Raw genomic sequence first — 23,339 nt, forward strand, 5'->3', positions numbered from 1 at the left:
GGCATCAACATCGTTCGTCGTGCACTGCAGGCTCCGGCCCGTCAGATCGCTTCGAACGCAGGTGCTGAAGCTTCGATCGTTGCCGGCAAGATCCTTGACAACAAGGGTGCGACCTACGGCTACAACGCCCAGACCGGCGAGTATGGCGACATGATCGCCATGGGCATCGTCGACCCGGTCAAGGTCGTTCGCACCGCTCTCCAGGACGCGGCCTCGGTCGCCGGCCTGCTCGTCACCACCGAAGCCATGATCGCGGAGGCTCCCAAGAAGGAGTCGGCTGGCGGCGGCATGCCTGGCGGCATGGGCGGCGGCGGCATGGGCGGGATGGGCGGTATGGATTTTTAATCCAGCCCCTATCAACTTACAGCGGACAGGGCGGCAGCAATGCCGCCCTTTCCTTGTGTGCCGAATATGATCGAAACCTTGGAGTGCGTCCCGAGGATCTCGTTCGAGCCTCACCGCATGGTCGAGAATTAGGATCTTGTCCGATCGAGCAATTCGCGGGCTCAACCTGGTCAAACCGGCGCCCCCTACGAACTGCCCGATCCTTGAGGATTCCGCTGCGCGACAATCACGATGATTCATTCAGTTGGTAGCTATAGGCGGTGAATCATGAGGGGTATTGAGGAGCGTGGCAAGGCGCCCATCTCGGCATTTAACTCCATCGAGCGTGATATCAGGGACAATTCTCTCATCGGAACCTGGCGGCTGGCGTTGAAGGACCCGGTGAATCATCCTGATCTATAGTGGAGCAGACGCGCTCTGAGCCTCAAGAGCGTTTCCTCCTCTGAGTATCCTTGATCTGCCGCTGGACATTCTCGTTGATATTGCTGAGCGGCTCAGCCCGATGGATCTGCTGAGGATTTCGCACACAAATCAAGAGCTGCGTGTCGCCGCGATGATAGTCGCAACGCCTCAAGAAAGGCGGATTCAGGTTCAGGCCATCTGTGGCAGCCCTTGCAACCGGGCTCCAGCAGCGTCGCGGACAAACGGGAACTGCGCGATCTTGCTCGACATGAGCGTGTCGAGCTGGTCGCGGATCGCCGTCAACTTCAGCCGATCCAGGATTGCGATCAGCAGGTCATGATCTAGGGTCGTCATCACCAGCTCCCTCCGGCCGCCGCTTCGTACTCGGCGAGTGGCCGCACCAAGGTGGCCGGGGGTGATCTTGATCCGCTCGGCGCGCACCGGCCCCTCGAAGCCGGCAACGCCGACAAAAGGCTCTGTCGCAAACCTGAAATGGGGTTGTGAACGGCCATTTTGGCCTGTCCGTCAGCCAGCGAGGATATCGCAACAGCGATCGACAGACTTGTAGGCATACCTCGCCTGTCGCTTGCCCATCATGTGGATCATCTTGATGCTGGAGAGGATAACCACGTCGTTCGCATGCGACTTGAACCCGAGCATGGATCGAATGCGGCTTGATACGCCGGTGATCCTGTTCGATCCGATTGTTTAGATGCCGGCTATTGTGGAGCGGATCGGCTTCAGCGGTCGCCGCGATCGCTGCCGCAGCCGGCTTTCAGCGTCGCAGGAAAGGATTGCTTCGTAATTGGTCTGGCTGCCGTCGATGACGATGCGCTCCGGCCGGCCATGGCGCGTCAGCGCCTTGCGGAGGAAGCGTTGGGCCGCCACCTGGTTACGGTTTTCGCTAAAGAAGAACTCGACCGTATCGCCGAGGATGTCGATAGCGCGGTAGAGATACCGCCGCGGACCTTGATGTACGTCTCGTCCAATGCCACTTGCTGCCGACCACACGCTTGCGCCGGTTGAAGCGCTCCAGCAGCTGCGGCGAGAAGTGGGCGACCCAGCGATGCACAGTGGAGTGGTCGACCTCCAACGCGTTAGGCCATCATCTCTTCCAGATCGCGCAGGCTCAGAGTGTAGGCCAGGTACCAGCGCACGCACAGCAGGTTCACCGACTGGTCGAAATGGCGGCCCTTGAACATCACGTGCTCCTCCACAGCTGAGGCGTTTTTCTTGCCATGCTCGCTTACAAAAAGGTTTGCGACAGAGCCGTTCGAACCGCATGCCGACACCATCGTCAAGGGCGGCCGCGGTGTCCATTATGGCCACAAGCTCAACCTGACGACGGGCAGGCAGTCTGTTCTTTCAATTTAGACCAACTATGCGGATGCCGCCTCAGTCAATTCAAGAATGTAACCAATGCCGCGCATGGTCGTGATACGTGGCGTTGCACCTGACCTACTCAGGTGTCCACGTAAGCGATAGATTCCGACTTCAAGCGCGTTGGCAGATACCTCGTCGTTGAACGAATAGAGGTGATCTTCCAACTGCGCACGAGGCACGATGCGGCCTGCACGGATAAGCAGATGCTCTAAAATACATAGTTCGCGGCGTGCGATCTTCAGAGGATGACCCGAGACGGAAACCTGTCGGCCGATCGGATCGAAATTGAGATTGCCAAATACAACGATGGGGTCGGTCACCTGTGTCGACCGGCGCAGAATGGCTCTCATTCTGGCGATGAGCTCATCGAAAGAGACGGGCTTGAGCAGAAAGTCGTCCGCGCCACCGTTGAAAATTGCAATCCGCTTCTCGAGATCGTTGATGCTACTCATAATGAGGGTTGGAACTGAATGCCCGTTGCTCCTTAGCTGTCTCAGCCAGCCCAAGCCATCGCCATCTGGCAGAGCCAACTCCAGCAGGAGAATTTCATAGGTTGCGCAACAAAATGCCCTCGACGCCTGTTCCAGGTTGCCAACTACATCAACGGCAAAACCGCTATCCCCGAGCGCAACTCGCACAGCGCGCGTAAGATCCACATGATGATCAATGAGCAGCGTTCGCATTTCACGTCCTATCAAGGTCGGACAGGTCACCGTCCGCTGTAAGACCGGGGCGACAGCGGAAGTCGCGCAACTCTTCGTAGTGTTCGTAACGCTCTTTCCGATGGGTGATCGCGGGAGCATGCAAGCCGCACGCCTGCAATAGTCGGGGATGGAACACGTGAAGACCTGTTGACGGGCTGAAACCGTCGGTCGGCCAGCCCACAATGCCACCGACTCTGCCTGCGATTTCTCTGCGCATCGATCCTCCTATGGGTTGCGTCGCAAACTCCAGCTGAGGTCGCAAGGGCAGGTTGCGGCTTTGTTCATTGAGAGGACCCCCTGGAGGCAATACCAGGAGGATTCCCTATATGGCACTTCCCGATTACCACCGGTCATTCCGAACCACGTTCGGCGGCTTTGAAGACCTTCATTGAGCGCGGCTACGTAAATCAAGGGTACGACCTGCCGGGTGTCGATGCCGCTTTTGAAGCAGGCATCGGCACCAGCTCGGTGAGCGTCGCCCGCGCAATTCAGCGGACGCGCTCGATACACCCAGTCGAATCGTGCCGCGACTTGCCGCGCCGACAGGGCGCCCGAAGACTTCAGACTTGTGACCGAAGGTCTACGCCCAGTCCTCCTCCCATTATCCACCTCCCTCAAATCAAAGTGGACGTTCAATCTGAACAAATTACGCCATCGTATCACAAACGACTTACCGATCCCCGACGTGCTCTAGCCTTAGTGCTTGTTAAGAAGGTCGGCTACTGTCTCTCCGCGTCGCCGGACATCGGCGGCGAGCCACACCTCCCCCACCTCATACACGTCGCCTTGGGTACGGAACGGCACAATGACGTCAATGGCAGCCGACAGCAGGTCAAGAAGCGTGTGGTCTTCCACAGCAGCTCCTTGCGGGCTGCTCTTGACGAGTGAAAAGAGCTTTTTAAAGCCTTGGACCGGATCCGCCCCATGAATCGTTGATATTGATCCCGCATGGCCGGAGACGACTTCGCTAAGGTAGGCCCAAGCAGCATCATCGCGCATCTCGCCAAGCAATATTCGATCAGGGCGCATGCGCAAGCTGGCTTGCAACAGTTGCTCGGCTGTCACCGCACCTACGCCTGCTCGGTCCTTCGGATAGAGTAACCGGACATGGTTCTCGTGCGGGATTGCAAGTTCGAGCGTGTCCTCGATACTTATCAGTCTCTCTTGCGGGGGTATAGCGTTGATCAAAGTCTTGCTCATTGTCGTTTTGCCGCTTCCAGTAGGTCCGCAAAGCAGCATCGTGAGCCGCCCGCAAACGCACGCTCGCAAAAATTGCTCCAAGTCACCATTGTCGTAGTGCTGAAGAATCGTTTCGTCCTGCCGCTCTTGACGCTCCTTTCGTGACCGCCATTGATTCCAACGCGAGTATTCGTAGCGAGAGGAAACTTCCTTGAGTTCGGTCACACGACTTGAGGGACGCCGTATCGTCAGGCTTATTGTTCCTGAGGGAACAGCGGGCGGCAAACAGATCTGCAGCCGCTCTCCGTTCGGCAGCTCAGTCGCACAGAGGGGGCTTTGCGGTCCGACATCTTGCTTGCGCAGCGCTCCAGCGAGGATCGCGATGTCCTCCAGATCGTCATAAGATAGCGGTAGCGGATGTTTCGTGAAAACGCCGGCCTGTCGGACAAAGGCTTCCCCAGGCCGGTTGATAGCGACCTCTTCGGTCCTTGGCTCCTCAAGCCATTTCAAAACAGGGTTGAGAAGCAAACGCAATTGAGGGTCAGCCTCCGGTCGCATTGTTGTCTCTCCGGCGTTCGCGATGTTGGGGGGCTGGCGCCACGGCGGTCGCTCTAAGATCGTATACATCCGAGAAATCGAGGTCCCGAGCCACAAAGATGGATACAGCATCTCCCTGGTTTTTCTTTAGAGTTGGCGGAACGTTGATCGTTGCTCTAAGGGTCGTGTCAACGGCTTGTCCGGCGTTGCTCTGGAAGCTGTTGATGCCGCTTCCTCCACCTGAGCTGCCAGCGTTTTGACCGGCGGCCTGAAACGCGCCTTGAATGACGCTCATGAGCATTGCTCCGCCAAAGCGCTGCCAGAAGTGATTATCCACCGTGCCAGGCATTCCGGAGCGGCCGAGCTCGTCAGCGCCCGGCGATGCTAGCGAAACGAGGGCATGGTCAGGCGTTTCGATGCGCGTCCACAGCACGAAGACACGCGCATCCCCCTGTTGGAGACCACGCTGGATCTCGCCAATCACGGTCGTCCCGCGATCCAAAAGCACCACGTTGTTGGTGGCGCCGCGGACGTCTTTAGGTAAGACGCACTTCACATAACCCGGTAAGTTTGTGTCGACTGCCGTTTGCAAAATGCAGGGAATTATCGTTCCTTGAGTAATCACGAGATCAGGGTGCGGCAAAAGTGTAGCCCGGCTCGCCTCCTGTATATCTGGCTTCAATCGCCCCGACAGATCGCCAGCGTCTGAAATCTCATCCGAGGTTGCGGGAGCATCCCTATGGTTGTCTTCGCTCCGCTGACCGTCGTTGGGCATTTGACTGCTGCCACTGTAGGCGAAAATTGGTGTTTCCTCCGGCGGCGGATCAGCTGGCGCCGGAGGCGGCGTAGATGGCGCAGGATCTCCTGCCTGCGCCGCCTGTACGGGTGCTGGAGCTTCGGGAGCAATCTCAATCGGCACGGGGCGGAATGGCTCGGCGTCGGCGACAATTGGAGGTTTTGGCTGAGTTGGCTCGTCTTGTGTGCTGGGACGACCGCCGAGCCAGATGAGCGATAGAGATGAGATGAGAACAAGTGCAGCGACGGCCAACTTCTGCAGTCCCGAAACATGCCGGCGGGCCGGCTCCGAGACCATCGATCCGGAGGCATGGACATCATGTCCCGACTGTGGGCCGGTTTCATTCATCGGCCGAGCCTTTCAAAACGCGCCACACGTCGGGTGTCACTGTACCGGTCCCTGGCGCTCGTCCCACAGGGTCATAAGCCCTGTTGAAAATGGACAAGACCGTATTGCCATCTCTCAGACGCCATTCCCGGGCGACTGCGGATACTTCAACATAGTCCCCTTTGACCGTGTAATTGGCAGCGGCTTCCTTGCCGTCGGGATTGATAATGTAGAGGGAGGGTATGCGGGAATTGCTTGCGAAGCCAAATACGGTGGTAAAGCCATTATCGAAAACTTCCAGCGGCGACAGCGATCGATCGCCCTTTGCGACGTAGTGAAAATTGCTTTCGTCCGGACTGGTAGTTGCGGCGGGCCGATTCAACAAATCCTGAACTCTCTCGTCGTGCAGCACTTTCGCCCGGGCCTGACCAAGAATCGAGCGCCTTTCTGCGTCCTTTCTCTGAGCAGCAGCCTCATCAGCAGGATAGGTGAACTGCACGCTGTAGTATAGGTCAGGTTGCTGCTCATCGAGTTTTGGCATCGCTCTCGTTGAAATACTGAAGACGTATCTCCGTGTACCGGACTCACTCTCGGCCAGCACGATGACCGGCTGCGGCGGGAGCATCCGGCTAGCCTTAAAAAAGAGATAGTTGGCGCGCGGGAGCGCAGCCAGGTCTTTGCTATTGGAAACGGCCACGGCTGCGACTGTCTCGTTGGCCGCGAATGTGACAACCAGCGTTGCCCCCACTGCGGTAGACAGGCGCACCACTTCGTCGGGACGGTAAGCCAGGTAGCGCATGCGCGCATCATGCTTGCCGGCAAGTGGTGTGTCTTCCGCGGACGCTTCCATCGTTAAGAAGAGTGAACAGACCAGCGCGAGAAACGCTCTTTTTGTCATGGCTGCACATAGCCCAGGTTCGATACGCTATCTTCCGAGCCTTGATAGGAAGTGACGAGTAGACCTCCCGGATTGGTGAGCCTCGATTGCCCAGGCAGACCCGTCAAGCGCTCGTAGCGGATGGTAGCTGTCCAGGTGGTCACTATCGGCATCTGCCCATCGACAACAAGCGTACGTTTGTAACGGATCTGTTGAACGTCCGGACTGATGTCGTTTGAGGAAATATGCCCGACCTCGAGCTTGCCGCGCTTGCCGACCGTGACTTGCGGCGAGGTGGGATTCGGATAGTTGAAGAAATCTTGATATTGCTGTCGCACAGCCGGCGCGCTGAAACTGGATACGAGGTCATAGGCGTATTGGGCTGTATCTGCTGTGTACCCCTCGCGCAGGCGTACATATTCCCACAGCGAAGCATTTATGACGGCTCGGTCTTGGGTTGCCGGCAGTCGAGAGACTGACACTTCGCTGTCGACGGTCCCATCCGGCCGGACCCAGAGGAACACAGGTACGAGCTTGGCCAACGGGACCATGGCAGCGATGGTAAATGCCTGGGCAACATTTCCTAGGACCGCCGCTGCGGCAAAGGCTATCAGGGCCTTTGACAGGCGCCGCGCAGACTTCGCTCGTGAAGTTTGAAACGCTTCCACCTTCTTATAGTGGGCGGCTAGCGTTTCTCTCTCCACCAGAAGGGCATGTTCAGGAAATTTCACTTTGGCTCTTCCGCGCATTCGACCCGAAGATCCTCAGGGGTGGTTTCCCATTGTCCCACGTTCAGTTGGAATGGGGCACCCGCGCACGTCGCAAGCCCATGGCTTGTCTTGCAGGCGGCCAAAGCGAGGATTGACAGAAGTAGGCAATATTTCATGTTTTTGGCACCGAGCTTGTCGATTGATTAACCACCCGCCGTTTTGGCAAAGTGGCGATTGAGGCTGTTAAGAGGTCGGTTCGCACCTCCCCAAGAGCCGCCGGCGATGCTGCTGGCGATCGTCGGAAGCGCGACGATCAGAGCGTCACCAGCTAGGAAAAGCATGTCGAGCTCGTAAAGCCCGATGATCTTGGCTGCTGTCGTGCCCGAGAATTTGATCATCAAAAGCATGGCTGCCAGCGAGACTGCTTCGGCAGCGATTACTATCGTTGCCACGATGTTGAGGAGGAGAAGCAGCAGCCCGTACGAGAGCAGTTGGCCGATCCATCTGGTGGCTATGTCTCGAGTGTGATCAAAAAGGTAGCCTACAAGGACCAGGGGGCCGATCGTCAAGAGCACCTTCGTCAGAATTCCAACGGCATCGTAGATCTCGAACGCTGTCCACAGCGCGCCATAGAAAATCCATTGCGCTCCCTCGAAAGCAAGTATGTCCTGGCCGTTCATAGGCCCAATTTCGGAAGCAATCAGCTGAAAGACATACTGGCTTGAAGCAAACATGAGATCGAGCTTCTGGGGGATTCCGGTGAAGGGCAAGTCGCTGCCACTGATGTCGTGAGCCAACCTCGGAATCGTGTCGTCGAAGAGCGCTTCAATGTACAACTGATAGTTGGCCTGCCCTAAGATAAGGGCGACGACAATCGACACCATGATTACGCGCGAGATAGCCCCGCGCGCATCGACTTGACCACGCATGACCAGAAAGCCTTGGATTATTATCCAAAGCGTGACACACGCCACCAGAGGCGCACTGACCGCCGCTTGGATCTTTCCAAGCACTTTGTGCAGCCCCAACGTGAAGGCCCCATGAAAGATCGCGTGTATAGTCGTGAATGGCGCGGGAATTTTGAAATTCATGGCGTGAGCCTGATGTGTCCCTGATCAGCGCAGCTGAGCCTGATGAACTCAGCGTTCACGGGAGGGGGTCAAAAATGCGAGCGGTGTCCCGATGTTCGCGACGCTGCGTGGCGGCCTCCTCAGCGGCGTGAAGGCTCCCTTGTGCAGTGGCCATCGTCAGCAGACTCGTGGCCTGGACATTTTGGATCATCGCATCGTGAATCTGCTTGAGGACCAGACCGTTGGTCACGGTGGCCTGCATAATATTTCCCGAGCGGGAAAGCTGACCAAGCGTGCCGGCGTTATCCTTAAGGCGCTTGTCCATTATGCCCAAAGTGTCGGCTGCAATAGCTGCGGCATTGGCGGCCCCAGCGATTTGTCCCTGTAACAGTTTCGCTTCTGAATCGGTGCCGTTGACTATCCGATTCGGGTCCTGCGCAATGTTACGGGCCATAATCGAAGCTGGCGCCCGAGCATCAAACATCTGCCCCTCCAGCTTATTGCTCGACGGGTAGTGATTTCCTTGGTTCAGTGAGCTTAGCAGTCCCGTGACAGCGAATGACGACGTTAGCATTGTCACCATTTCGATCGTGGTAGCGAGCGTCTCGATTGACCTCTCAAGGATCGCCGCATTGGAAATCGCTGTTAAGGTCGTTTGTATTTCTGTTCCAGGGTCGGTGACGATAAATTGCGACCGGGCCTGTCCGTGAAGCAGAAGGGAAGCAGCAAGGGTCGTTACTGCAAGTTTGGCAAGTTTCATGAATATTCCTCCGTCAGTCTTGAACTTCATGGTACCGGGCCATGAACTTGTCGAGCCACCCACTTGGGGCGTCTCCGTGCTGGTTACGAAGCTGGTCGGCAAAGCGCACTGTGTTGGCCCGCCCCGAGAGTACGGCTACGTACTCGCGCATCTGCCCAAGATCGAATTCGCAAACAATACTCCCGCTATCGCGCTTGAGCAAAAACTTGCGGCTGCCGATTGCCATTCCCTGGCGGATTGCCTCGAACTCCTGCGCAGTGCACTTCAAGCCATCGACATACGCAGAGCGGTCCGCCGTCGGTGATGGGTAGAAAATTTTCGTCATACATTGCGCAACGAGACTAGCTCCGAGAGGCGATTCCAGAACGTGTTCAGGCTGCTGCGTTGCGAGTATCAACATGCCGTTGTTTTTGCGGACCGTGAGCAAGAACTTGTCGATAGTGGCCGAGAATTGGGGGTTGAGTAGATAGAATCGAAATTCGTCGCAGCTCATGACGAACCGACGACCATCGACGATAGCGCCCACTCGATGCAGAAGGTATGCGGCGGCCGGTGCACAGACCTCCTCATATTCCAGGAGCTGCGTCATGTCGAAGCCCGTAATGGAGGCATCCAGCCTTACTTCGTCCACGTCGCCGTCAAAGGCCCATCCAAGCGCCCCCCCTCTACACCACCGCTGCAGCCGTGCTCCTGCGCCCTCGGAGGGGCTGTGCAATAGGAACTCGCGCAGGCCCGCAAGTGAGCGCATAGGGGGTTCGAACGAAAGCTGACGAACAATGCCGCGTTCCAGCCGACGGCTTTCCTCCGGCGAGATCGGACCACGGCCGTCACTCTCGATCAGGGCCATCAACCACTCGCGCAGAAAGTCCCGAGAGGCGGAGGTGTTGTCCAGTCCACGCAGAGGGGCCAAGCCGCTCGGAGCGCCTCTGCGCAACGCAAGATATGTCCCTCCCGTGGCTCGCACCAGCAGTTCACCACCCCGATCCTTGTCGAAGAAGACGATCGCACCATTGCGATCGACCAAGCTTTGCTCAAGCATCGCGAGGACAAAGGTCATCAGCGTCGTCTTGCCTTTGCCAACGGGCCCGAATATTGCCGTCATGCCGACGTCATTCTCATGGGGGATGTAGTCGAAAGAAGTTCCACCGTTTGTGCGAAAGCGCGCAACAGCATTGCCCCAGTGGCCGGAACTGGAACCGCTTGGGAAGTTCTCAAATGAGACGAGCCCGGCAAAATTGTGTGAGGTGATCGCCCCCGGGCGCGTGCGCCACCTGTTGTTCCCCGGAAGTTGGGACCAATATGCGGCCTCCATGCCGATGCCCTCTTGGACGATAACGGCGCCCGCGTCGGCCAGCCGTGCGCGGGCACTTGCTGCGCGATCTGCAAGGCTATTGAGGCTGTCGGCATAGACGCACAGGCTCAGATGATGCGAACCCATCACGAATTCGTTGCTTGCCAGTGCGTCCTCTGCCTCGGCAAGTTCATTGATCTGGGTGAGAGCCTTGTCGCCGGCACTCATCATCTGGCTGGACTTAAGGCTTAGTTTGGCATGAGCTTGTGGGCGAGTGAGGAAGGAAAAGCTCTGGCTCAGGACAAGCGGGAAGTTGGCGGACAGCAAGGAATTTAGCATGCCCGGCCGCGTCGTCGCCGGATATTCACGGAACGAAAACAACGATCCGACGGAGCTATCCCCGGGCCTTCGAATCTCAAGCGCCCGCTTCCCGCAGATGACCTGGTCAGTGTAGATCGAGGCGCCAAGTGAGCCGGTAACCATCGGAACCGGAAGAAACCGGCAAGTCATCATGAGCCGAAGCGCCTCGCCGATTTCCGTGAAGAGCACGTTGCCTTTCTCACGAATGCCCAACCGGCGCAGACCGTAACCGCCGAGTGCGCCAGCAATGATGTGCCAGAGGTCTTCCAGGCTCCGTATTTGGGTGGCTAGATCGTGCTCATTCCGTCTGCGGGACTTGGCAATCCGCAAGCCGATCTTGCCGATTGCGGTGCGGGGGGACACGATCAAAGTGAGGAAGTGATCGTTGCGAAAGAGCTTTCCCGACAGCACACGACGCTCGTAGGCCTCGCTCAGACTGCCAGCGAATGCACTTTGAAACTGGCGCGGCGCCGGCGCCGGCACATCGTTGTGTCTCACAAGATGAGCGTATATCGAGACATTGTCATCGGCGATGTTGCGCAAGAGAGTGTTGAACGCGCGGCAGCGCGAGTTGCGCATCTCAGCGTCTTCCAAATCAAAGGGCACACCGTTCACATGTGCCATGGCCATGATCGATCCGTCTTCCAGAAGGACAACCTTATCGCTTACGTGACCAACATACGGAAGGTAGATCTCGCCAGACCTCTCGGTCCGGCCGCTGGCGCCGAACATTACACCATTCCTCTTCCGCGTTTCGGCACTCTGATCGGATTGGCGCTGACGCTCGCGCCTCCCCAGACCGGCCCGTCCACGCTTCTGCCGGCCGTCTGCAAATAGAGCAGCACGACGCTTGCCGCGTTATAGTCACGCTCAACAACCAGCCGTGCTCCGAACCAGAGTGGCGCGAGAACGATTTCGTAGAGCGGGTTCTGAAGGATAATGATAACAAGCCCAGCCAACATCATGAGCAATCCGGCCAGCGTCAGCGGCACCCCCAGAAACAGTGCGGGGCGCGTCGCCGCCACATAGAGGGTGCTCACTTCCAACCGGTCGCTCATCAGCCACCGCCTATGAGCGCCTTGCCCAGGAAGCTGGCCCCGAACATGATGACGATCCCTCCAACGACACCCGCAACCAGGCCAAGTGAAGCACGACCGAACATCCAAGAGATACCGATGGCTACGAGCCCGAGCACGGCCAGTGATTGTCCAAAGGGGCCAAGGATGAACGTGCAGATATTCTGGACCATCTTGGCAGGATCCGTCCCTCCGGTCACCTGAGCCGCGGCTGGCCCGCTGTAGAAGACCGTCCACGCCGCGCCTGCAGCAGCGGCCGGTACATATTCAGCCGCCATGCGCAGCATGGAAAAAGGCGAAGGAACACGCGTTTTAAGCGCACGAAGTATCTTGAGTGGCGTCATCATTGCATCTCCATGTTTCAATCGAATACGAGTTTGTTCGGGTTCGCGGGTTCCCGTGCTTTCGCAGCCTGGCTGCCTGTCGGACCGGAGGGATCGGCCCCGGAGCGGTCTGGCTGATACGAGCCCCAAATGTCCCAAGAATCTTTGTTGGGCTGCTTCTTTCTATTGGCCTGTTGGCTCTGCTGGAGCAGAGGCGGCACGGCTTTCCGACCGGGTGCCTCAAGGTGCGGCACATCTCGAGCAGTCGGCTCCAGCGTTCGCTCAAGGAGACTTGAGATGTCCTTTGCGGCCGACTCGACCTTGCGTACATAACCGTTGGCGAAGCCACGCGTGACGTCGCCCGTGTTATAGGCCGAGATGGCACGGCGAAGCGCCAGTTGCTGTGCCACAGCAGTGGTGCCGCCGGCATACCGGCTTTCAAGCAAGTGGGCGGCAGCCGAAAGCGAGGCGCAGGGCTCGAAAGCCCTTTCCGGCGTAAGATTGAGCATGGCAAAGTTCTTGCTGTTTATCTGCATCAATCCAACATCGACAGAATGTTGTGCTTCGAGGCGTTCCTTGATGCCCCGCGTGGCTGCCAGGTGGTCTATCCAGCGAAGCTGCTCACCTGTGGTGTTGTCATGAGCCACCAGCGTGTCAAAGCCACTTTCAATCTTGGCAATCGCGGCGAGGGTGGACGGCGCAACCCAGGGAGCGCATTTGCGCGACAGGCTGTGGAACTCACGCGGAGAAAGTGGCGCGGGCTCGGCTGGGAGTGACATGGATGTCAACAGGACGATGGCCAGCGGCCAAGCTGCAATAAACATATCACCTACCTTTCCAAGCCGCCGGAGGGGTTCTGGCCCTGTCCGGCACGCGCTTATCGGGGAGGTTTGTTACTGTGTGATGTTCAAGTTCAGCTTTTCGGTTTCAACTGAAGCAAAGACCGTGTTCGTATCAGTTGGGTGAGCATCTTGCGCATGCGTGGGTGGCGCGGGCCCGATCAGCCAGCGACATCCGGAGCATCTTGGTACAATGACTCCTGTACAGGATTGCTCGTCCCGGCCGTCCGTTGCTCCTAGACTGTGGGTCGCGACTTCGGCGTCATGGATGGTACTTCTGTCAGCGCCAAGCCAAGGACAAAATGGGGAGCTTGGCGGGTTTGTTCAGGCTCGGGATCACCGTGGGGAATCGACGAAGGCGATAAAGCAGCCCAACTTTGCCGGTATGCTGCCGGTGCTTAAAGAGCAGCCATGCGCGGCCCTGCACACTCAGATCATTGCTTGAGACGCGAGCTCGTCCGCGAAGCTGGCTCGAAGGCGCAAATCCGCGGGGGGCGAGGGTCAACTGGGAAGACGTGGCGGCGCAGCCCATCCTGGTGCGAGCCTCGTTCAGCTGTTCGGCCGCCGCCGCCAAAGGGTGGATCATGCACAGTCCCATCGGCAGATAACGGCACGTCATTGACGGAGTCCGACGGCGCAATGGACAAGCATAGTGACACGCTCAGGATGGAGGAGTTGCAGTAACTGAGAAATGTTAGCCCGGACGTTCACCGCAACCGGCGACCTGCCGGTCGCCGAACAGCATTTGAGGCCGCCGGCCACCTTGGACGAAACCGGCTTGGCAGGAGACACACTATTTTGCACAAGGCCGCTGCAGCGAATCACGGTCTTCTTCCGCCGACCGCCTCTCCGATCAAGCCAAACGCCGCGCTGCTCAACCATGTCCGAGCTGGATCCACGAGCCGGAGGATATCGAGATGATCCAGGTCCGCAAACTCCAGGATGACCAGGATGCAAGGGCATAGCAGGAAACTTGGCATCCATGAGGTCGAACTTGAGTCGATATTGGCAGGCCTGCACCAACGGGGGAGCTCGAATCGAAAAAGCGAAGGACCACACGGCAGGGTCATGTCGGCGCTTGGACCTGTCTGGTGGCCACGGGCTGCCTTGGTGCGGTCAATTCGCTGGGGATGAAAAGAACAGGACGAGCACGGCCTCACATTGGCCGCACGCAACGGCGAGTGGTATCAAGGAGCAGCTGTTCTGGGTCGGTGCCCCAGGGTTGCTCGGCAACAGGTTTAGACAAGGGGATTCAAGATTGAAGGTGTGCCGTTGAAACATGTTCTTGTCATTGACGATGATGCCGCAATGCGGCGCCTCATCGCCGAGTATCTCACGATGCATGCCCTGAAGGTAACCGCAGTCCACGATAGCAAGCAGTTTGACTATGTTCTTTCACGTGAGCCAGTCGATCTCGTGGTTGTCGACCTTAACCTAGGCCGGGAGGATGGACTTGCGATCGTCCGCAATCTGGCGACAAAATCGGATGTTCCTATCATAGTGATCAGCGGCGACCGGCTTGATGAGGCGGAAAAAGTGGTTGCACTGGAGCTCGGCGCAACCGATTTCATTCCCAAGCCTTTCGGGATGCGCGAATTCTTGGCCCGCATTCGAGTAGCGCTACGCCAGCGCATTTCTAGTCCGCGAACCAGAGAGCAGCGCTCATTTCGCTTTGGGGCCTGGAAGCTCAGCGTGAAGCAGCGGCGACTGATCTGTGCGGAGCGTGGCGAGGTCAAGCTTACCGCATGTGAGTTCAATCTCTTGATCGCATTTCTGGAGAACCCCCGCAACGTGCTATCCAGAGAACGGCTTTTGCTCGCGAGCCGTGTGCGTGGAGAAGAGGTGTACGATCGAAGTATCGATGTCCTAATCATGCGCTTGCGCCGAAAGCTGGAGGCTGATGCGGCCAACCCTCGCCTGGTCAAAACATCCCGTGGCGCAGGGTACTTCTTCAACGCTGACGTAGATGTTAGCTACGGAGGCACGTTGGCCGCGTGACAGTGAGCTATGCTGGAGACTGGGGTGACGAGGCTGATCAAGCCTTCCAACAGTACCAGCCTGATCAATTACGGCGAGAGCTACCGGTCCGGAGATCGCATCAGCCCCTCTCTGCATATGCACGCGGCCGCCTGAATTGCCGATTTCGCTCAGCTGCTGCTGAATGGCGACGGCTTGCGGCGCATTCAGGGCCCTCTGCGTCTCCGCTGGCCACAACAGCGCTGTGGGATGTTCATTGTTGGGACGACTCACTCGGGTGGCAGGTGGTTGCATGGTCAAGCTCATCCGGCGAAGGGCGGATCTGCTGTTGGCTGGCAGCCAGGACTGGGGGCGGCGGCCCGAACTCCGGCGTCCCAGAGCTTGCGAAAGCCTCCGACACGCTTCTGTTGAGGTCATCCCGTCCATCGGGCATCCTGGGTTGCTGAAAAAAGATGAGGCGGCTTGATGATCCTGCCCTCGCTGAAGCACCTCGCGAGACCCCCTGTTCCAGTCGCAGAAGCTCCTCTGGATTGGTTGGCGGCTCGTCAGCTCGACCATCGAACAGCGGCCGGGGGGCCTCGGACACGTGCTGCTCAAAGCCCACTCGCCGGGCCTGGCCCGCTTGCCCCTCTTCCAAGCCGGCGTCCTGCACCTGCGACAAAGCTGTTACACGGGATGGATTTTTTCGCGGGGTCCACACCAGCCTCATCAAACTGTATCGGCAAAGTCCTGCGCCAATTCACACTGCGGGTCATCGAGTTGAGATTCTACGGAGAGCGCCTCCTCTGCTCCCGTCAAGGGCGCCGGCTCCGGGAGGGCGCCTGTCTGGCTTTCAAAGATGCGTTTCAGAATGCGATCCGAGAAATAACGCACCTTCCTCAATTTTAATGGTGGCAGACCTTTGATAAGAACAATCTCGTAGTCGTCATCGAGCAGCCGAACCTGTTCGGGACGCAACAGCGGTGCACCTTGATGTGAATTCTGAATGGTCCAGTCGAACGTTCGCGCCTGGCTGTGGGAAATCGATTTGGCTTCAAACGTGTATTCACCGATGGCCTTGGAAATGTAGTTCGGAGTCTCGTCATCAGCCGTGGCCATGAACACTTGCAGTCCGGTATTGCTGAGAAAATTCTGCTTGCCAGCCTCTCCATAAGCCCCCGTCAGTGCCGAAAGGCTTTGGATGATGAGCATGAAACGCCCCTTGTAGCCCGCGATAGTCGTGATTGCGGTCTCGATCGCCTCCAGCTTACCCAAGTGCTTGAACTCGTCGAGCAGGAAGAGAACCTCGTGCTTTTCATCCCGACGGGCCAGCGACCGCTGCAGAATTGAAACGATTTGCTGAAAAAACAAGCGTATCAAAGGCGCGATCACCTCAAGGTCGTTCGGACCAACGCAAAGATAGATGCACGTTCTGCGACGGCGAAGATCATAGACCGAAAAGTCCGAGCGACTTGTGGCCGCCTTTACAGCGGGATCCGCCCACAGGTTGAGCCCGCCATCGCCGAGCACGGAAGTGTAGGAGGTTAGGATTTTCGTATCGTTCCCCGCCATGTCGTCGAAGATGCGTTGTGCCTCTTTGTTCTGGGTCTCCATGGCGAGTCGCGCGAAGAGCTTAAACTTCTCCCCCGGCTGGGCGAAGAGGTCATAGACGGCGCCGATTGTTGGCGTGCCCCGCTCGATGCAGGCAAGGATTCCCGCGACAAAGATATCTCGCGCGCCGCTGATGAAACCTTCCGCGCCCTCCCCCTTGGCCGTAATCAGGTTTGCGGCCAAGCGGCGGGCTTCGGTGAATTGCTGCTGTGGAGGCAACGCTATAAGATCCAACAGCGGATTGTAGCAGTTTGTGCGCCGCTCCGAATCCAGCGGCGCGAATTTAAACACGTCGTCACCTGCGGCTTTGCGCGCCCTCGAGGTGAGCTCAAAGAGCTCCCCCTTGACGTCCAGAGCTATCACCGAGCCTTTGAATGTAAGTAGCGTTGGAATGACTATGCCGACGCCCTTGCCAGCGCGGGTCGGTGCAACGATGAGGCTGTGAGGCTGCTCGCCATTGGTCAGGTAGTAGCCAGGCCAGAAAGGGCCACTTGTCTTCCCAAACACCGGCCCTGTCACGCCACGGTATCGTCGCAGATATCCCGTGCGTCGCATTTCATCCACTCGAGCCCAACGAGCCGTCCCGTGGTGTTCGAGCTTGCGGCGCAATACGATCTGCTGAATCAGCAAGACGACCGCGGACGTCGAGAGCACGATAGCCGCGCCCCGATAGAAAACGGGGGTTGCGAAACCCAAATACAAGGGCGTCTCAAACCAAAAGGCACGGACATCAAACGCCATCAGAGCCTCGCCGCTGCCGCCGTGGCGGAAGGTTGCGTAAAGACTTGCCGCACAGAAGCCCACGGCGAGTGAGCACGCGATGCTAATGGCTATGTTGGGGGGCGTCGTTTTTGTTGAAAGCATTGTTCCATTGCCGGATTAGCCGTAGCTAATGCTGCGCGTGCTTCAGAGACCGAACCGGCGTCGCGCGATGTCGCCGCTCGACAGATCGATGCCGCAGTGGGTGGTGCGATGCTTGCAGCGCATCACCCGGCAGACGTGGTTTTTGAAAGTTACACTAAGCAGGTACGTCAACGGCCAGCGAATTGGAAACGGCAAGGCCGTAAACGGATTTCGGGAGAGAAAGCGTCACTGTACCATGGCCGAGACCTCAACGGCCGGAGCGATCTCTGCTTCTGGTGGCCTCCATTAGGTCCTCTCGGGCGTGATTGAAGGCGTGGTTTATGGACCGCCCGATTTGAGCACCCCGCTGCAGCTGTTCATAGGAGGTTTGCGGGCCTACTGTATCACGGACTGCAGCCTCAATACCTGCTATGTGGCCGTCCAGATTCGCACTCCGTTCCTCTGCTGCATGCTGCGGTGGCGGCATGTGCGGCAAGATGTCTTGCATGCCGGGAAAAACTGAGTGAGCTTGGGCCTGTTGATTTGCGTCTAACTGGGGATACATGTTGAGAATAGCATTGGATGCCATGTTTCTGACATTGCCATCCGGATCAGAAGAAGCCAATCCAATGGCCTGATCAAGAATGCGAGATTTATTTTCGTCAGTAAACTTACTGAAGTGTGGCGCAACGTAATAAGCTCCGAGAGCTTGCGACGGCGGATCCATGTTGCCAATGCGATTAACAATAGCATCTTGCAGCCCTGGCGTTAGGTAATCGCCTAGATTACTGGCCGCTCCGACTTTCTGCAATGCTATGTCATCCGTGCTGTACCCCAATTCGGCTGTTAATGTCGCGGCCAGATTGATGGCTGATCGTCCAAGCCGATTGGTCCGCCTTTCAAATCTCGCGAGGTCGGTTTCTGGCCCGGGTTGAGTGCCCCGAACGGCTGTTCGCTCGTGCGTCCCGAGGCCTTTGAAGCCCCCAAGATTTCGCGCTGTATCGCGCGGGTTAGCGGTTACCAGCCGTTCTGCAACATCGCTCAATGGCCCCTCTGGAACGTCACGGAGGCTACTGCTCCCCACGCCTTGAGATGATCTTGCAGCTGCACGTGCCCGTTTGTTATCGCGATCCATTGCTCGCCTCCAAAGTAGTTATTCTACCAAATGAGGTTACCACCGAAGCTTGACCTGCTAAACCGATATGATGTTACAGTTGTAGTATGGCAAAGGGTTCCCAGCTCTGTGGGTCTGCCAAGTGCCCGTCCAAGCCGAAGAAAATACGATGAAGCTGGCATCAAATGCGATGTGAACTGCCCTGGGCATTCCGGAGGCCGTTTCGTTTGAGTCACGCGGCTATGGCTGGTTCATCCAACATGGCGTAGTAGCGTTCCTCGGCTTCGGCCGGCGGGATGTTGCCGATGGGCTCCAGCAGCCAGCGATTGTTGAAGCAGTCGACCCATTCGAGCGTGGCGAACTCGACGGCCTCGAATGAGCGCCAGGGTCCGCGTCGATGGATCACCTCGGCCTTGTAAAGACCGTTGATCGTTTCGGCGAGAGCATTATCGAAAGAGTCGCCGACACTGCCCACTGCGGGTTCGACGCCGGCCTCCGCCAAGCGCTCGGTGTATTGAATGCTGACGTGTTGGGCGGATTCAACCGGTCGTCGCAACACCAAGGGATTGGAGGTTGCAATGACGGTTCACCAACGCGCTTAGATCGGTGCACTCGAAAGAAGCTGGATTCGCCCGGGCGTCCGCCTGCCTGGCAGCGTGAGAATCGCTTCCGGTTCTGGCAAGCTATTGCCTTGGGACATTCGAGCGAGGAGGCCGCACTGGATGCCGGTACATCAACGCCTCTTGGTCCGCGCTGGTTTCGGAGTGCAGGAGGGATGCCGCCAACGCATTTGGCGCCGTGGGCGAAGCCGCCTTCGGGGCGATATCTTTCTTTCGGGAGCGCGAGGATATTGCGCTTGAGCTTGCCAAGGGAATCCGCATCCGGGCCATTGCTCGTAAGCTAGGTCGGCCGCCGAGCACAATCTCGCGGGAGGTCAGGCGCAATGCCGCGACGCGCAGCGGCAATCTGGATTACCGGCCAGTGCCGCCCAATGGCACGCCGATCGTGAGTCCCGCCGGCCTCCTGGCAAGCTGGCGGTCAATCCGGCTCTGCGTGAATATGTTGAGGAGCGCTTGGCCGGCAAAGTCACTAATCCCAATGGCGCCTCATTCGAGGGCCCCAAGGTGGGTATGGAAAAAACGACAGAGCCGGAGGTGGTCGGCAGCCTGGAGCCCCGAGCAGATCGCTAAATCGGCTTCAGATCGATTACCCAGAGGATCAAACCATGCGGATCAGCCAAGAGACGATCTATCAGTCCTTGTACATTCAAGACGCGGAGCATTGCGCCGAGGACTTACCGCATGTCTGCGTTCAGGCCGAGCGTTGCGCGTACCGCGCGAACGGGCCCGAGTTCGCAACAAGTCCTTCGTTGGAGACGCCCTTATAATAAGCGACCGTCCGGCCGAAATTGCCGATCGGGCTGTCCCCGGACATTGGGAAGGCGACCTCATCCTTGGCCTCGGAAGCTAGGCGATCGGTACGCTCGTGGAACGAAGTTCACGCTTCACAATGCGTGCTTCACCTGCCGCGCATGCATGGCTATCAGCAGAGCATGCGCATCAAGAACGGTCCACCACTTGCCGGCCACGGCGCTGAAGCAGTCCGCAGAGCCATAGCCCGATCCATGGGCAAACTTCCCGAGCAACTGCGTCAGTCGCTGACTTGGGACCATGGAGCGGAAATGGCGCAGCAGCCGACCTGCGCATCGACACCGGGCTCGAGATTTTCTTCTGCGATCCCCAAGCCCGTGGCAGCGAGACTCCAACGAAAACACCAAACGGCTTGCTGAGACAGTACTTTCCAAAGGGCACGGATCTCAGTCGGCACACAGCCCGGGAACTGGACGCAGTCGCCCATGCTAGCAACACAAGACCGCGCAAAACGCTCGGCTGGAAAACACCTGCCGAACTCCTCGACCAACTCCTTGGGGGACAGTATGATGCCGGTGTTGCGACGATCCGGTTGAATCCGCCTTGGCTGCCTCTATCGCTGTGATGGATGAGCCCGCCTCCCTGCACGGGCCGCCGATCATGGAGAGCCTGTTCCAGGGCATCGAGAACGAAGGCTGCATGCGCCGTCCGGCTCACCCGCCAGCCGACGATCCGACGGGCATAGGTGTCGATGACAAAGGCGACATAGACGAAGCCCGTCCAGGTCGCGACGCAGGTGAGTCGGAGACCCGCAGCATGTTCGGCGCGGAGCAGTGGAACTGGCGGTTGACGTGGTCGAGAGGGCAAGGTGCGGCCTTGTTGCTCACCGTAGTGCGGATCGGCGGACGATGCCTTCGAGGCCCATGGCCTTCATCAAGCGGGCAACCGTGCAGCGGGCGACGTCGAAGCCCTCGCGACGCAACCGCCGCCAGACCTTGCGAACGCCGTAGACGCGGAAGTTCGCCTCAAACCGTCGGACCTCATCCTTCGAGGCTGTATCCCATCTTGCCCGAGCCGACAGCCGGCAGGGGTCGACGCGCTTGGCGACATGGTCGTGGTAGGTCGACGGGGCGATCGGCAGCACCTTGCAGATCGGCTCAACCCCATGCGCCTTGCGGTGATCGTCGATGAACGCGATCGTGGCCTGAACCGGCGGTCGAGCTTCGCCTGGGCAAAATACGCGGAAGCCTTGCTCTCGTTGGCCTGCGAAGCTCGCGGCTCTCGCGTTCCAGAGCCTTCAGTTTCGTCGCAGCATCCGGGGAACTCCGGCGCGCACGCCGCCGTCACGCTCGGCTTTCTTGCAGCCGATCTTGGCGGCGATCGATGAAACCGCCGCCCACCGCGACGTATGCTCGCGTTCGTGATCCAGAACCAGCCGCACCGCGGGGGGTCCGGACCTCGGGAGAGAACTTGTTGGTCGCCTTGCTTGTCATGGTTTCACCTTCTCAGGAGTTGGAGCCTCCGATCAACCCGCGGCGGTACACAACAAGGATCACGGATCAATCTGGGCGGGAACCCTAGAGAATCAGCCCTCAGAGCCTTTGGTAATAGACCGACCCCTCGCACCTGTTTGGGCTGGGTGTACAAGTCAGGTTTTCATCAGGTTGGACGAGTATGTCTGGCAGCCAGAGCGCGACCACTTCCGTGCCCGCCCGCTCGTCTGGCAGACACACAAAGTAGAAAGATATGCCGTCAGCTACAAGCAGCGCCATCGTTTCCTGCCGCAGATCATCGCCCATCCGGTCTGGCCCTCCTTCAGGTCCCCTTGAGCCTGTGTCTCGTCGAGGAAATGGCCCGGGAGCGGGATCGTGGTTTCGTATGAGACAATCCGCCGGTTGCGGCAACAAATGCGGTCCGCATACGGAGCCATTACGTCGCGGCACTTGATATTGCAGTGCAGCAAAGGTAGAGGGCCGCCCCTTATCGGAGTGTCGTCCATGGCCCTTACCAATGCTGGTAGCGAGGCAGAACCCGTCGAACAATCGAGCCATCCCGAAATCGAACAGCACAGCACCAAGGTGCTGATGCTAGGCGCGCTCGGCGTTGTCTATGGCGATATTGGCACCAGCCCGATCTACGCGTTCCGTGAGGCGCTGGTGGCGTCGTCGGGCGGCAATGTCGCCGAGCGCGGCGATATCCTCGGCGTGCTGTCGCTGATCATCTGGTCGCTGACTATCATCGTCACCATCAAGTACATCATGTTCGTGCTGCGCGCCGATAACGGCGGCGAGGGCGGCGTGCTGTCGCTGATGGCGCTAGCGCGCGGCAGTTTCCCCAAGCGGTCGGCGGTGATCCTGGGCATCGGCATCGTCGGCGCCTCGCTGTTTTTCGGCGACGCGGTCATCACGCCCGCGATTTCGGTGCTGTCGGCGGTCGAGGGTATGAACGTCGTTACCCCGACCTTCCAGCCCTATGTGGTGCCGCTGACACTGGTCATCCTGGCCATGGTGTTCGCGGTGCAGCGCTTTGGCACCGGCGGGGTGGGATTGGTGTTCGGCCCGGTGACCGCCGTATGGTTCCTGGCAATTGGCCTTTCCGGTCTCAACCACATCATCGCCGATCCAGAAATCCTGTGGGCGGTGAGCCCGCACTACATCGTCGCCTTCCTGATCAATTCGCCCGATGTCGCCTTCGTGACCATCGGCGCCATCTTCCTCGCCGTCACCGGCGCCGAAGCGCTTTATGCCGATCTCGGCCATTTCGGCCGCAAGCCGATCGTGCTGGCCTGGCTGGCGATCGTGTTTCCCTGCCTGCTGCTCAATTATGCCGGGCAAGGCGCCTTCGTGCTGGCCAAGAACGGCGTCGTCGGCCATCCATTCTTCGAGATGAACGAAGGCTGGACGCTGATCCCGATGGTGGTATTGGCAACCGCGGCGACGGTTATCGCTAGCCAGGCGGTCATCTCCGGCGCCTTCTCGCTGACCCGGCAGGCGGTGCAGCTCAATATGCTGCCGCGCCTCGAAATCCTGCACACGTCGGAACGGCAGTCGGGCCAGATCTACATGCCGCGCGTCAATCTGTTGCTGGCGTTGGCGGTGATGTTGCTGGTCGTCAGTTTCGGCGAATCGAGCAAGCTCGCCTCGGCCTATGGCATCTCGGTGACCGGCAACATGCTGGTGACGACGGTGCTGCTGTTCGTCGTCATGACCCGCATCTGGAAATGGCGGCTGTGGGTGGCGGTCGCCATGACGGCGCTGTTCGGCTTCATCGACATCGGCTTCTTCGCCTCCAACATCGTGAAGGTGTTCGAGGGCGGCTGGGCGTCGCTTGCGGTGGCCTTCACCATCGTTCTGGCGATGTGGACCTGGGTGCGCGGCAGCCGCTATCTGTTCGACAAGACCCGGCGCAACGAAATCCCGCTCGATTTCCTCGCCGGCAATCTGCTGAAGAAGAAGCCGCAGCTGGT

At 58.6% G+C, this 23,339-nt stretch carries 18 protein-coding genes, 4 pseudogenes and 1 other annotated feature; of the genes and pseudogenes, 4 read left to right on the forward strand and 18 right to left on the reverse strand.

The genetic code is table 11. The features are described from left to right. The coding region (locus tag NKI15_RS30945; protein WP_352888039.1) for a TCP-1/cpn60 chaperonin family protein at positions 1 to 345 on the forward strand (345 nt) is incomplete at its 5' end. Positions 346 to 936: 591 nt separating this feature from the next. On the opposite strand, the gene NKI15_RS32075 is transcribed toward NKI15_RS30945, so the two are convergent. From NKI15_RS32075 to NKI15_RS31020, 14 genes and pseudogenes are all read right to left on the reverse strand, one after another. Beyond that, positions 937 to 1,101, reverse strand: coding sequence for a hypothetical protein (locus tag NKI15_RS32075; RefSeq protein ID WP_502896854.1), 165 nt, complete (start codon positions 1,099 to 1,101; stop codon positions 937 to 939). 171 nt (positions 1,102 to 1,272) lie between these two features. Beyond that, positions 1,273 to 1,949, reverse strand: a pseudogene (locus NKI15_RS30960) (IS6 family transposase). A gap of 177 nt (positions 1,950 to 2,126) precedes the next feature. Then, a complete protein-coding gene (locus NKI15_RS30965) occupies positions 2,127 to 2,813 on the reverse strand; it encodes a response regulator (protein ID WP_023679590.1) in 687 nt (228 codons plus the stop codon). A gap of 717 nt (positions 2,814 to 3,530) precedes the next feature. After that, a complete protein-coding gene (gene virB11 / locus NKI15_RS30970; RefSeq protein ID WP_352515378.1) occupies positions 3,531 to 4,571 on the reverse strand; it encodes a P-type DNA transfer ATPase VirB11 in 1,041 nt (346 codons plus the stop codon). Continuing rightward, positions 4,555 to 5,694, reverse strand: coding sequence for a type IV secretion system protein VirB10 (gene virB10, locus NKI15_RS30975; RefSeq protein WP_352515379.1), 1,140 nt, complete (start codon positions 5,692 to 5,694; stop codon positions 4,555 to 4,557). The genes virB11 and virB10 overlap by 17 nt, the downstream gene beginning before the upstream one ends. Continuing rightward, on the reverse strand, positions 5,687 to 6,571 hold the full coding sequence (locus NKI15_RS30980; RefSeq protein ID WP_352515380.1) for a TrbG/VirB9 family P-type conjugative transfer protein: 885 nt from the start codon (positions 6,569 to 6,571) through the stop codon (positions 5,687 to 5,689). The genes virB10 and NKI15_RS30980 overlap by 8 nt, the downstream gene beginning before the upstream one ends. Continuing rightward, positions 6,568 to 7,281: a type IV secretion system protein VirB8 gene (locus tag NKI15_RS30985; protein ID WP_023785251.1), complete on the reverse strand. Its 714-nt coding sequence runs from the start codon at positions 7,279 to 7,281 to the stop codon at positions 6,568 to 6,570. The genes NKI15_RS30980 and NKI15_RS30985 overlap by 4 nt, the downstream gene beginning before the upstream one ends. Further along, on the reverse strand, positions 7,278 to 7,436 hold the full coding sequence (locus tag NKI15_RS30990; protein WP_081726271.1) for a type IV secretion system lipoprotein VirB7: 159 nt from the start codon (positions 7,434 to 7,436) through the stop codon (positions 7,278 to 7,280). Before NKI15_RS30990 ends, NKI15_RS30985 begins: the two co-directional genes overlap by 4 nt. Positions 7,437 to 7,463: 27 nt before the next feature. Beyond that, positions 7,464 to 8,351: a type IV secretion system protein gene (locus NKI15_RS30995; protein WP_352652368.1), complete on the reverse strand. Its 888-nt coding sequence runs from the start codon at positions 8,349 to 8,351 to the stop codon at positions 7,464 to 7,466. A 55-nt stretch (positions 8,352 to 8,406) separates the two neighbouring features. Further along, on the reverse strand, positions 8,407 to 9,090 hold the full coding sequence (locus tag NKI15_RS31000) for a TrbJ/VirB5 family protein (RefSeq protein ID WP_352652367.1): 684 nt from the start codon (positions 9,088 to 9,090) through the stop codon (positions 8,407 to 8,409). A gap of 13 nt (positions 9,091 to 9,103) precedes the next feature. Further along, positions 9,104 to 11,473 (reverse strand): type IV secretion/conjugal transfer ATPase VirB4, encoded by a 2,370-nt coding sequence (gene virB4, locus NKI15_RS31005; RefSeq protein ID WP_352652366.1) that lies wholly within the window; start codon positions 11,471 to 11,473, stop codon positions 9,104 to 9,106. Continuing rightward, complete coding sequence (locus NKI15_RS31010; protein WP_023679584.1) at positions 11,473 to 11,799, reverse strand: type IV secretion system protein VirB3; 327 nt, start codon at positions 11,797 to 11,799, stop codon at positions 11,473 to 11,475. Before NKI15_RS31010 ends, virB4 begins: the two co-directional genes overlap by 1 nt. Further along, a complete protein-coding gene (gene virB2 / locus NKI15_RS31015; RefSeq protein ID WP_023673707.1) occupies positions 11,799 to 12,104 on the reverse strand; it encodes a pilin major subunit VirB2 in 306 nt (101 codons plus the stop codon). The genes NKI15_RS31010 and virB2 overlap by 1 nt, the downstream gene beginning before the upstream one ends. 74 nt (positions 12,105 to 12,178) lie before the next feature. Next, positions 12,179 to 12,964, reverse strand: coding sequence for a type IV secretion system lytic transglycosylase VirB1 (locus NKI15_RS31020; RefSeq protein WP_352749545.1), 786 nt, complete (start codon positions 12,962 to 12,964; stop codon positions 12,179 to 12,181). A 1,287-nt stretch (positions 12,965 to 14,251) separates the two neighbouring features. On the opposite strand from NKI15_RS31020, the gene virG reads away from it, so the two are divergent. Then, positions 14,252 to 14,977, forward strand: coding sequence for a two-component system response regulator VirG (virG, locus tag NKI15_RS31025; RefSeq protein ID WP_023685159.1), 726 nt, complete (start codon positions 14,252 to 14,254; stop codon positions 14,975 to 14,977). A gap of 687 nt (positions 14,978 to 15,664) precedes the next feature. Here the strand turns inward: virG and virD4 are convergent. The 3 genes and pseudogenes from virD4 to NKI15_RS31040 all read right to left on the reverse strand — a co-directional run. Then, a complete protein-coding gene (gene virD4, locus NKI15_RS31030) occupies positions 15,665 to 17,410 on the reverse strand; it encodes a type IV secretion system ATPase VirD4 (protein WP_352653413.1) in 1,746 nt (581 codons plus the stop codon). Positions 17,411 to 17,657: 247 nt separating this feature from the next. Beyond that, a complete protein-coding gene (locus NKI15_RS31035; RefSeq protein ID WP_352888046.1) occupies positions 17,658 to 18,524 on the reverse strand; it encodes a hypothetical protein in 867 nt (288 codons plus the stop codon). A 211-nt stretch (positions 18,525 to 18,735) separates the two neighbouring features. Then, positions 18,736 to 19,038 (reverse strand): annotated as a pseudogene (locus tag NKI15_RS31040) (integrase core domain-containing protein); the annotation flags it as partial. Positions 19,039 to 19,068: 30 nt separating this feature from the next. Here NKI15_RS31040 and NKI15_RS31045 point away from each other — a divergent pair. Further along, a pseudogene (locus NKI15_RS31045) lies at positions 19,069 to 20,498 on the forward strand (IS30 family transposase). Here the strand turns inward: NKI15_RS31045 and NKI15_RS31050 are convergent. Next, positions 20,477 to 21,366 (reverse strand): annotated as a pseudogene (locus NKI15_RS31050) (IS3 family transposase); the annotation flags it as partial. The pseudogenes NKI15_RS31045 and NKI15_RS31050 overlap by 22 nt on opposite strands. Beyond that, positions 21,000 to 21,116 (reverse strand) — a sequence feature (AL1L pseudoknot). Its footprint overlaps the pseudogene before it by 117 nt. 504 nt (positions 21,367 to 21,870) lie before the next feature. Between NKI15_RS31050 and NKI15_RS31055 the strand changes: the two are divergent. Beyond that, positions 21,871 to 23,339 (forward strand): potassium transporter Kup (locus NKI15_RS31055; protein ID WP_352888049.1); only part of this gene is annotated, 1,469 nt, incomplete at its 3' end.

The organism is Mesorhizobium sp. M0862, assembly GCF_040319795.1.
Lineage (GTDB): Bacteria > Pseudomonadota > Alphaproteobacteria > Rhizobiales > Rhizobiaceae > Mesorhizobium.

Coding starts and splice junctions, on each gene's coding strand:
- NKI15_RS32075 (WP_502896854.1), bottom strand. CDS start 1,101: ATGACGACCCTAGATCATGACCTGCTGATCGCAATCCTGGATCGGCTG.
- NKI15_RS30965 (WP_023679590.1), bottom strand. CDS start 2,813: ATGCGAACGCTGCTCATTGATCATCATGTGGATCTTACGCGCGCTGTG.
- virB11 (WP_352515378.1), bottom strand. CDS start 4,571: ATGCGACCGGAGGCTGACCCTCAATTGCGTTTGCTTCTCAACCCTGTT.
- virB10 (WP_352515379.1), bottom strand. CDS start 5,694: ATGAATGAAACCGGCCCACAGTCGGGACATGATGTCCATGCCTCCGGA.
- NKI15_RS30980 (WP_352515380.1), bottom strand. CDS start 6,571: ATGACAAAAAGAGCGTTTCTCGCGCTGGTCTGTTCACTCTTCTTAACG.
- NKI15_RS30990 (WP_081726271.1), bottom strand. CDS start 7,436: ATGAAATATTGCCTACTTCTGTCAATCCTCGCTTTGGCCGCCTGCAAG.
- NKI15_RS30995 (WP_352652368.1), bottom strand. CDS start 8,351: ATGAATTTCAAAATTCCCGCGCCATTCACGACTATACACGCGATCTTT.
- NKI15_RS31000 (WP_352652367.1), bottom strand. CDS start 9,090: ATGAAACTTGCCAAACTTGCAGTAACGACCCTTGCTGCTTCCCTTCTG.
- virB4 (WP_352652366.1), bottom strand. CDS start 11,473: ATGTTCGGCGCCAGCGGCCGGACCGAGAGGTCTGGCGAGATCTACCTT.
- NKI15_RS31010 (WP_023679584.1), bottom strand. CDS start 11,799: ATGAGCGACCGGTTGGAAGTGAGCACCCTCTATGTGGCGGCGACGCGC.
- virB2 (WP_023673707.1), bottom strand. CDS start 12,104: ATGCTGCGCATGGCGGCTGAATATGTACCGGCCGCTGCTGCAGGCGCG.
- NKI15_RS31020 (WP_352749545.1), bottom strand. CDS start 12,964: ATGTTTATTGCAGCTTGGCCGCTGGCCATCGTCCTGTTGACATCCATG.
- virD4 (WP_352653413.1), bottom strand. CDS start 17,410: ATGCTTTCAACAAAAACGACGCCCCCCAACATAGCCATTAGCATCGCG.
- NKI15_RS31035 (WP_352888046.1), bottom strand. CDS start 18,524: ATGGATCGCGATAACAAACGGGCACGTGCAGCTGCAAGATCATCTCAA.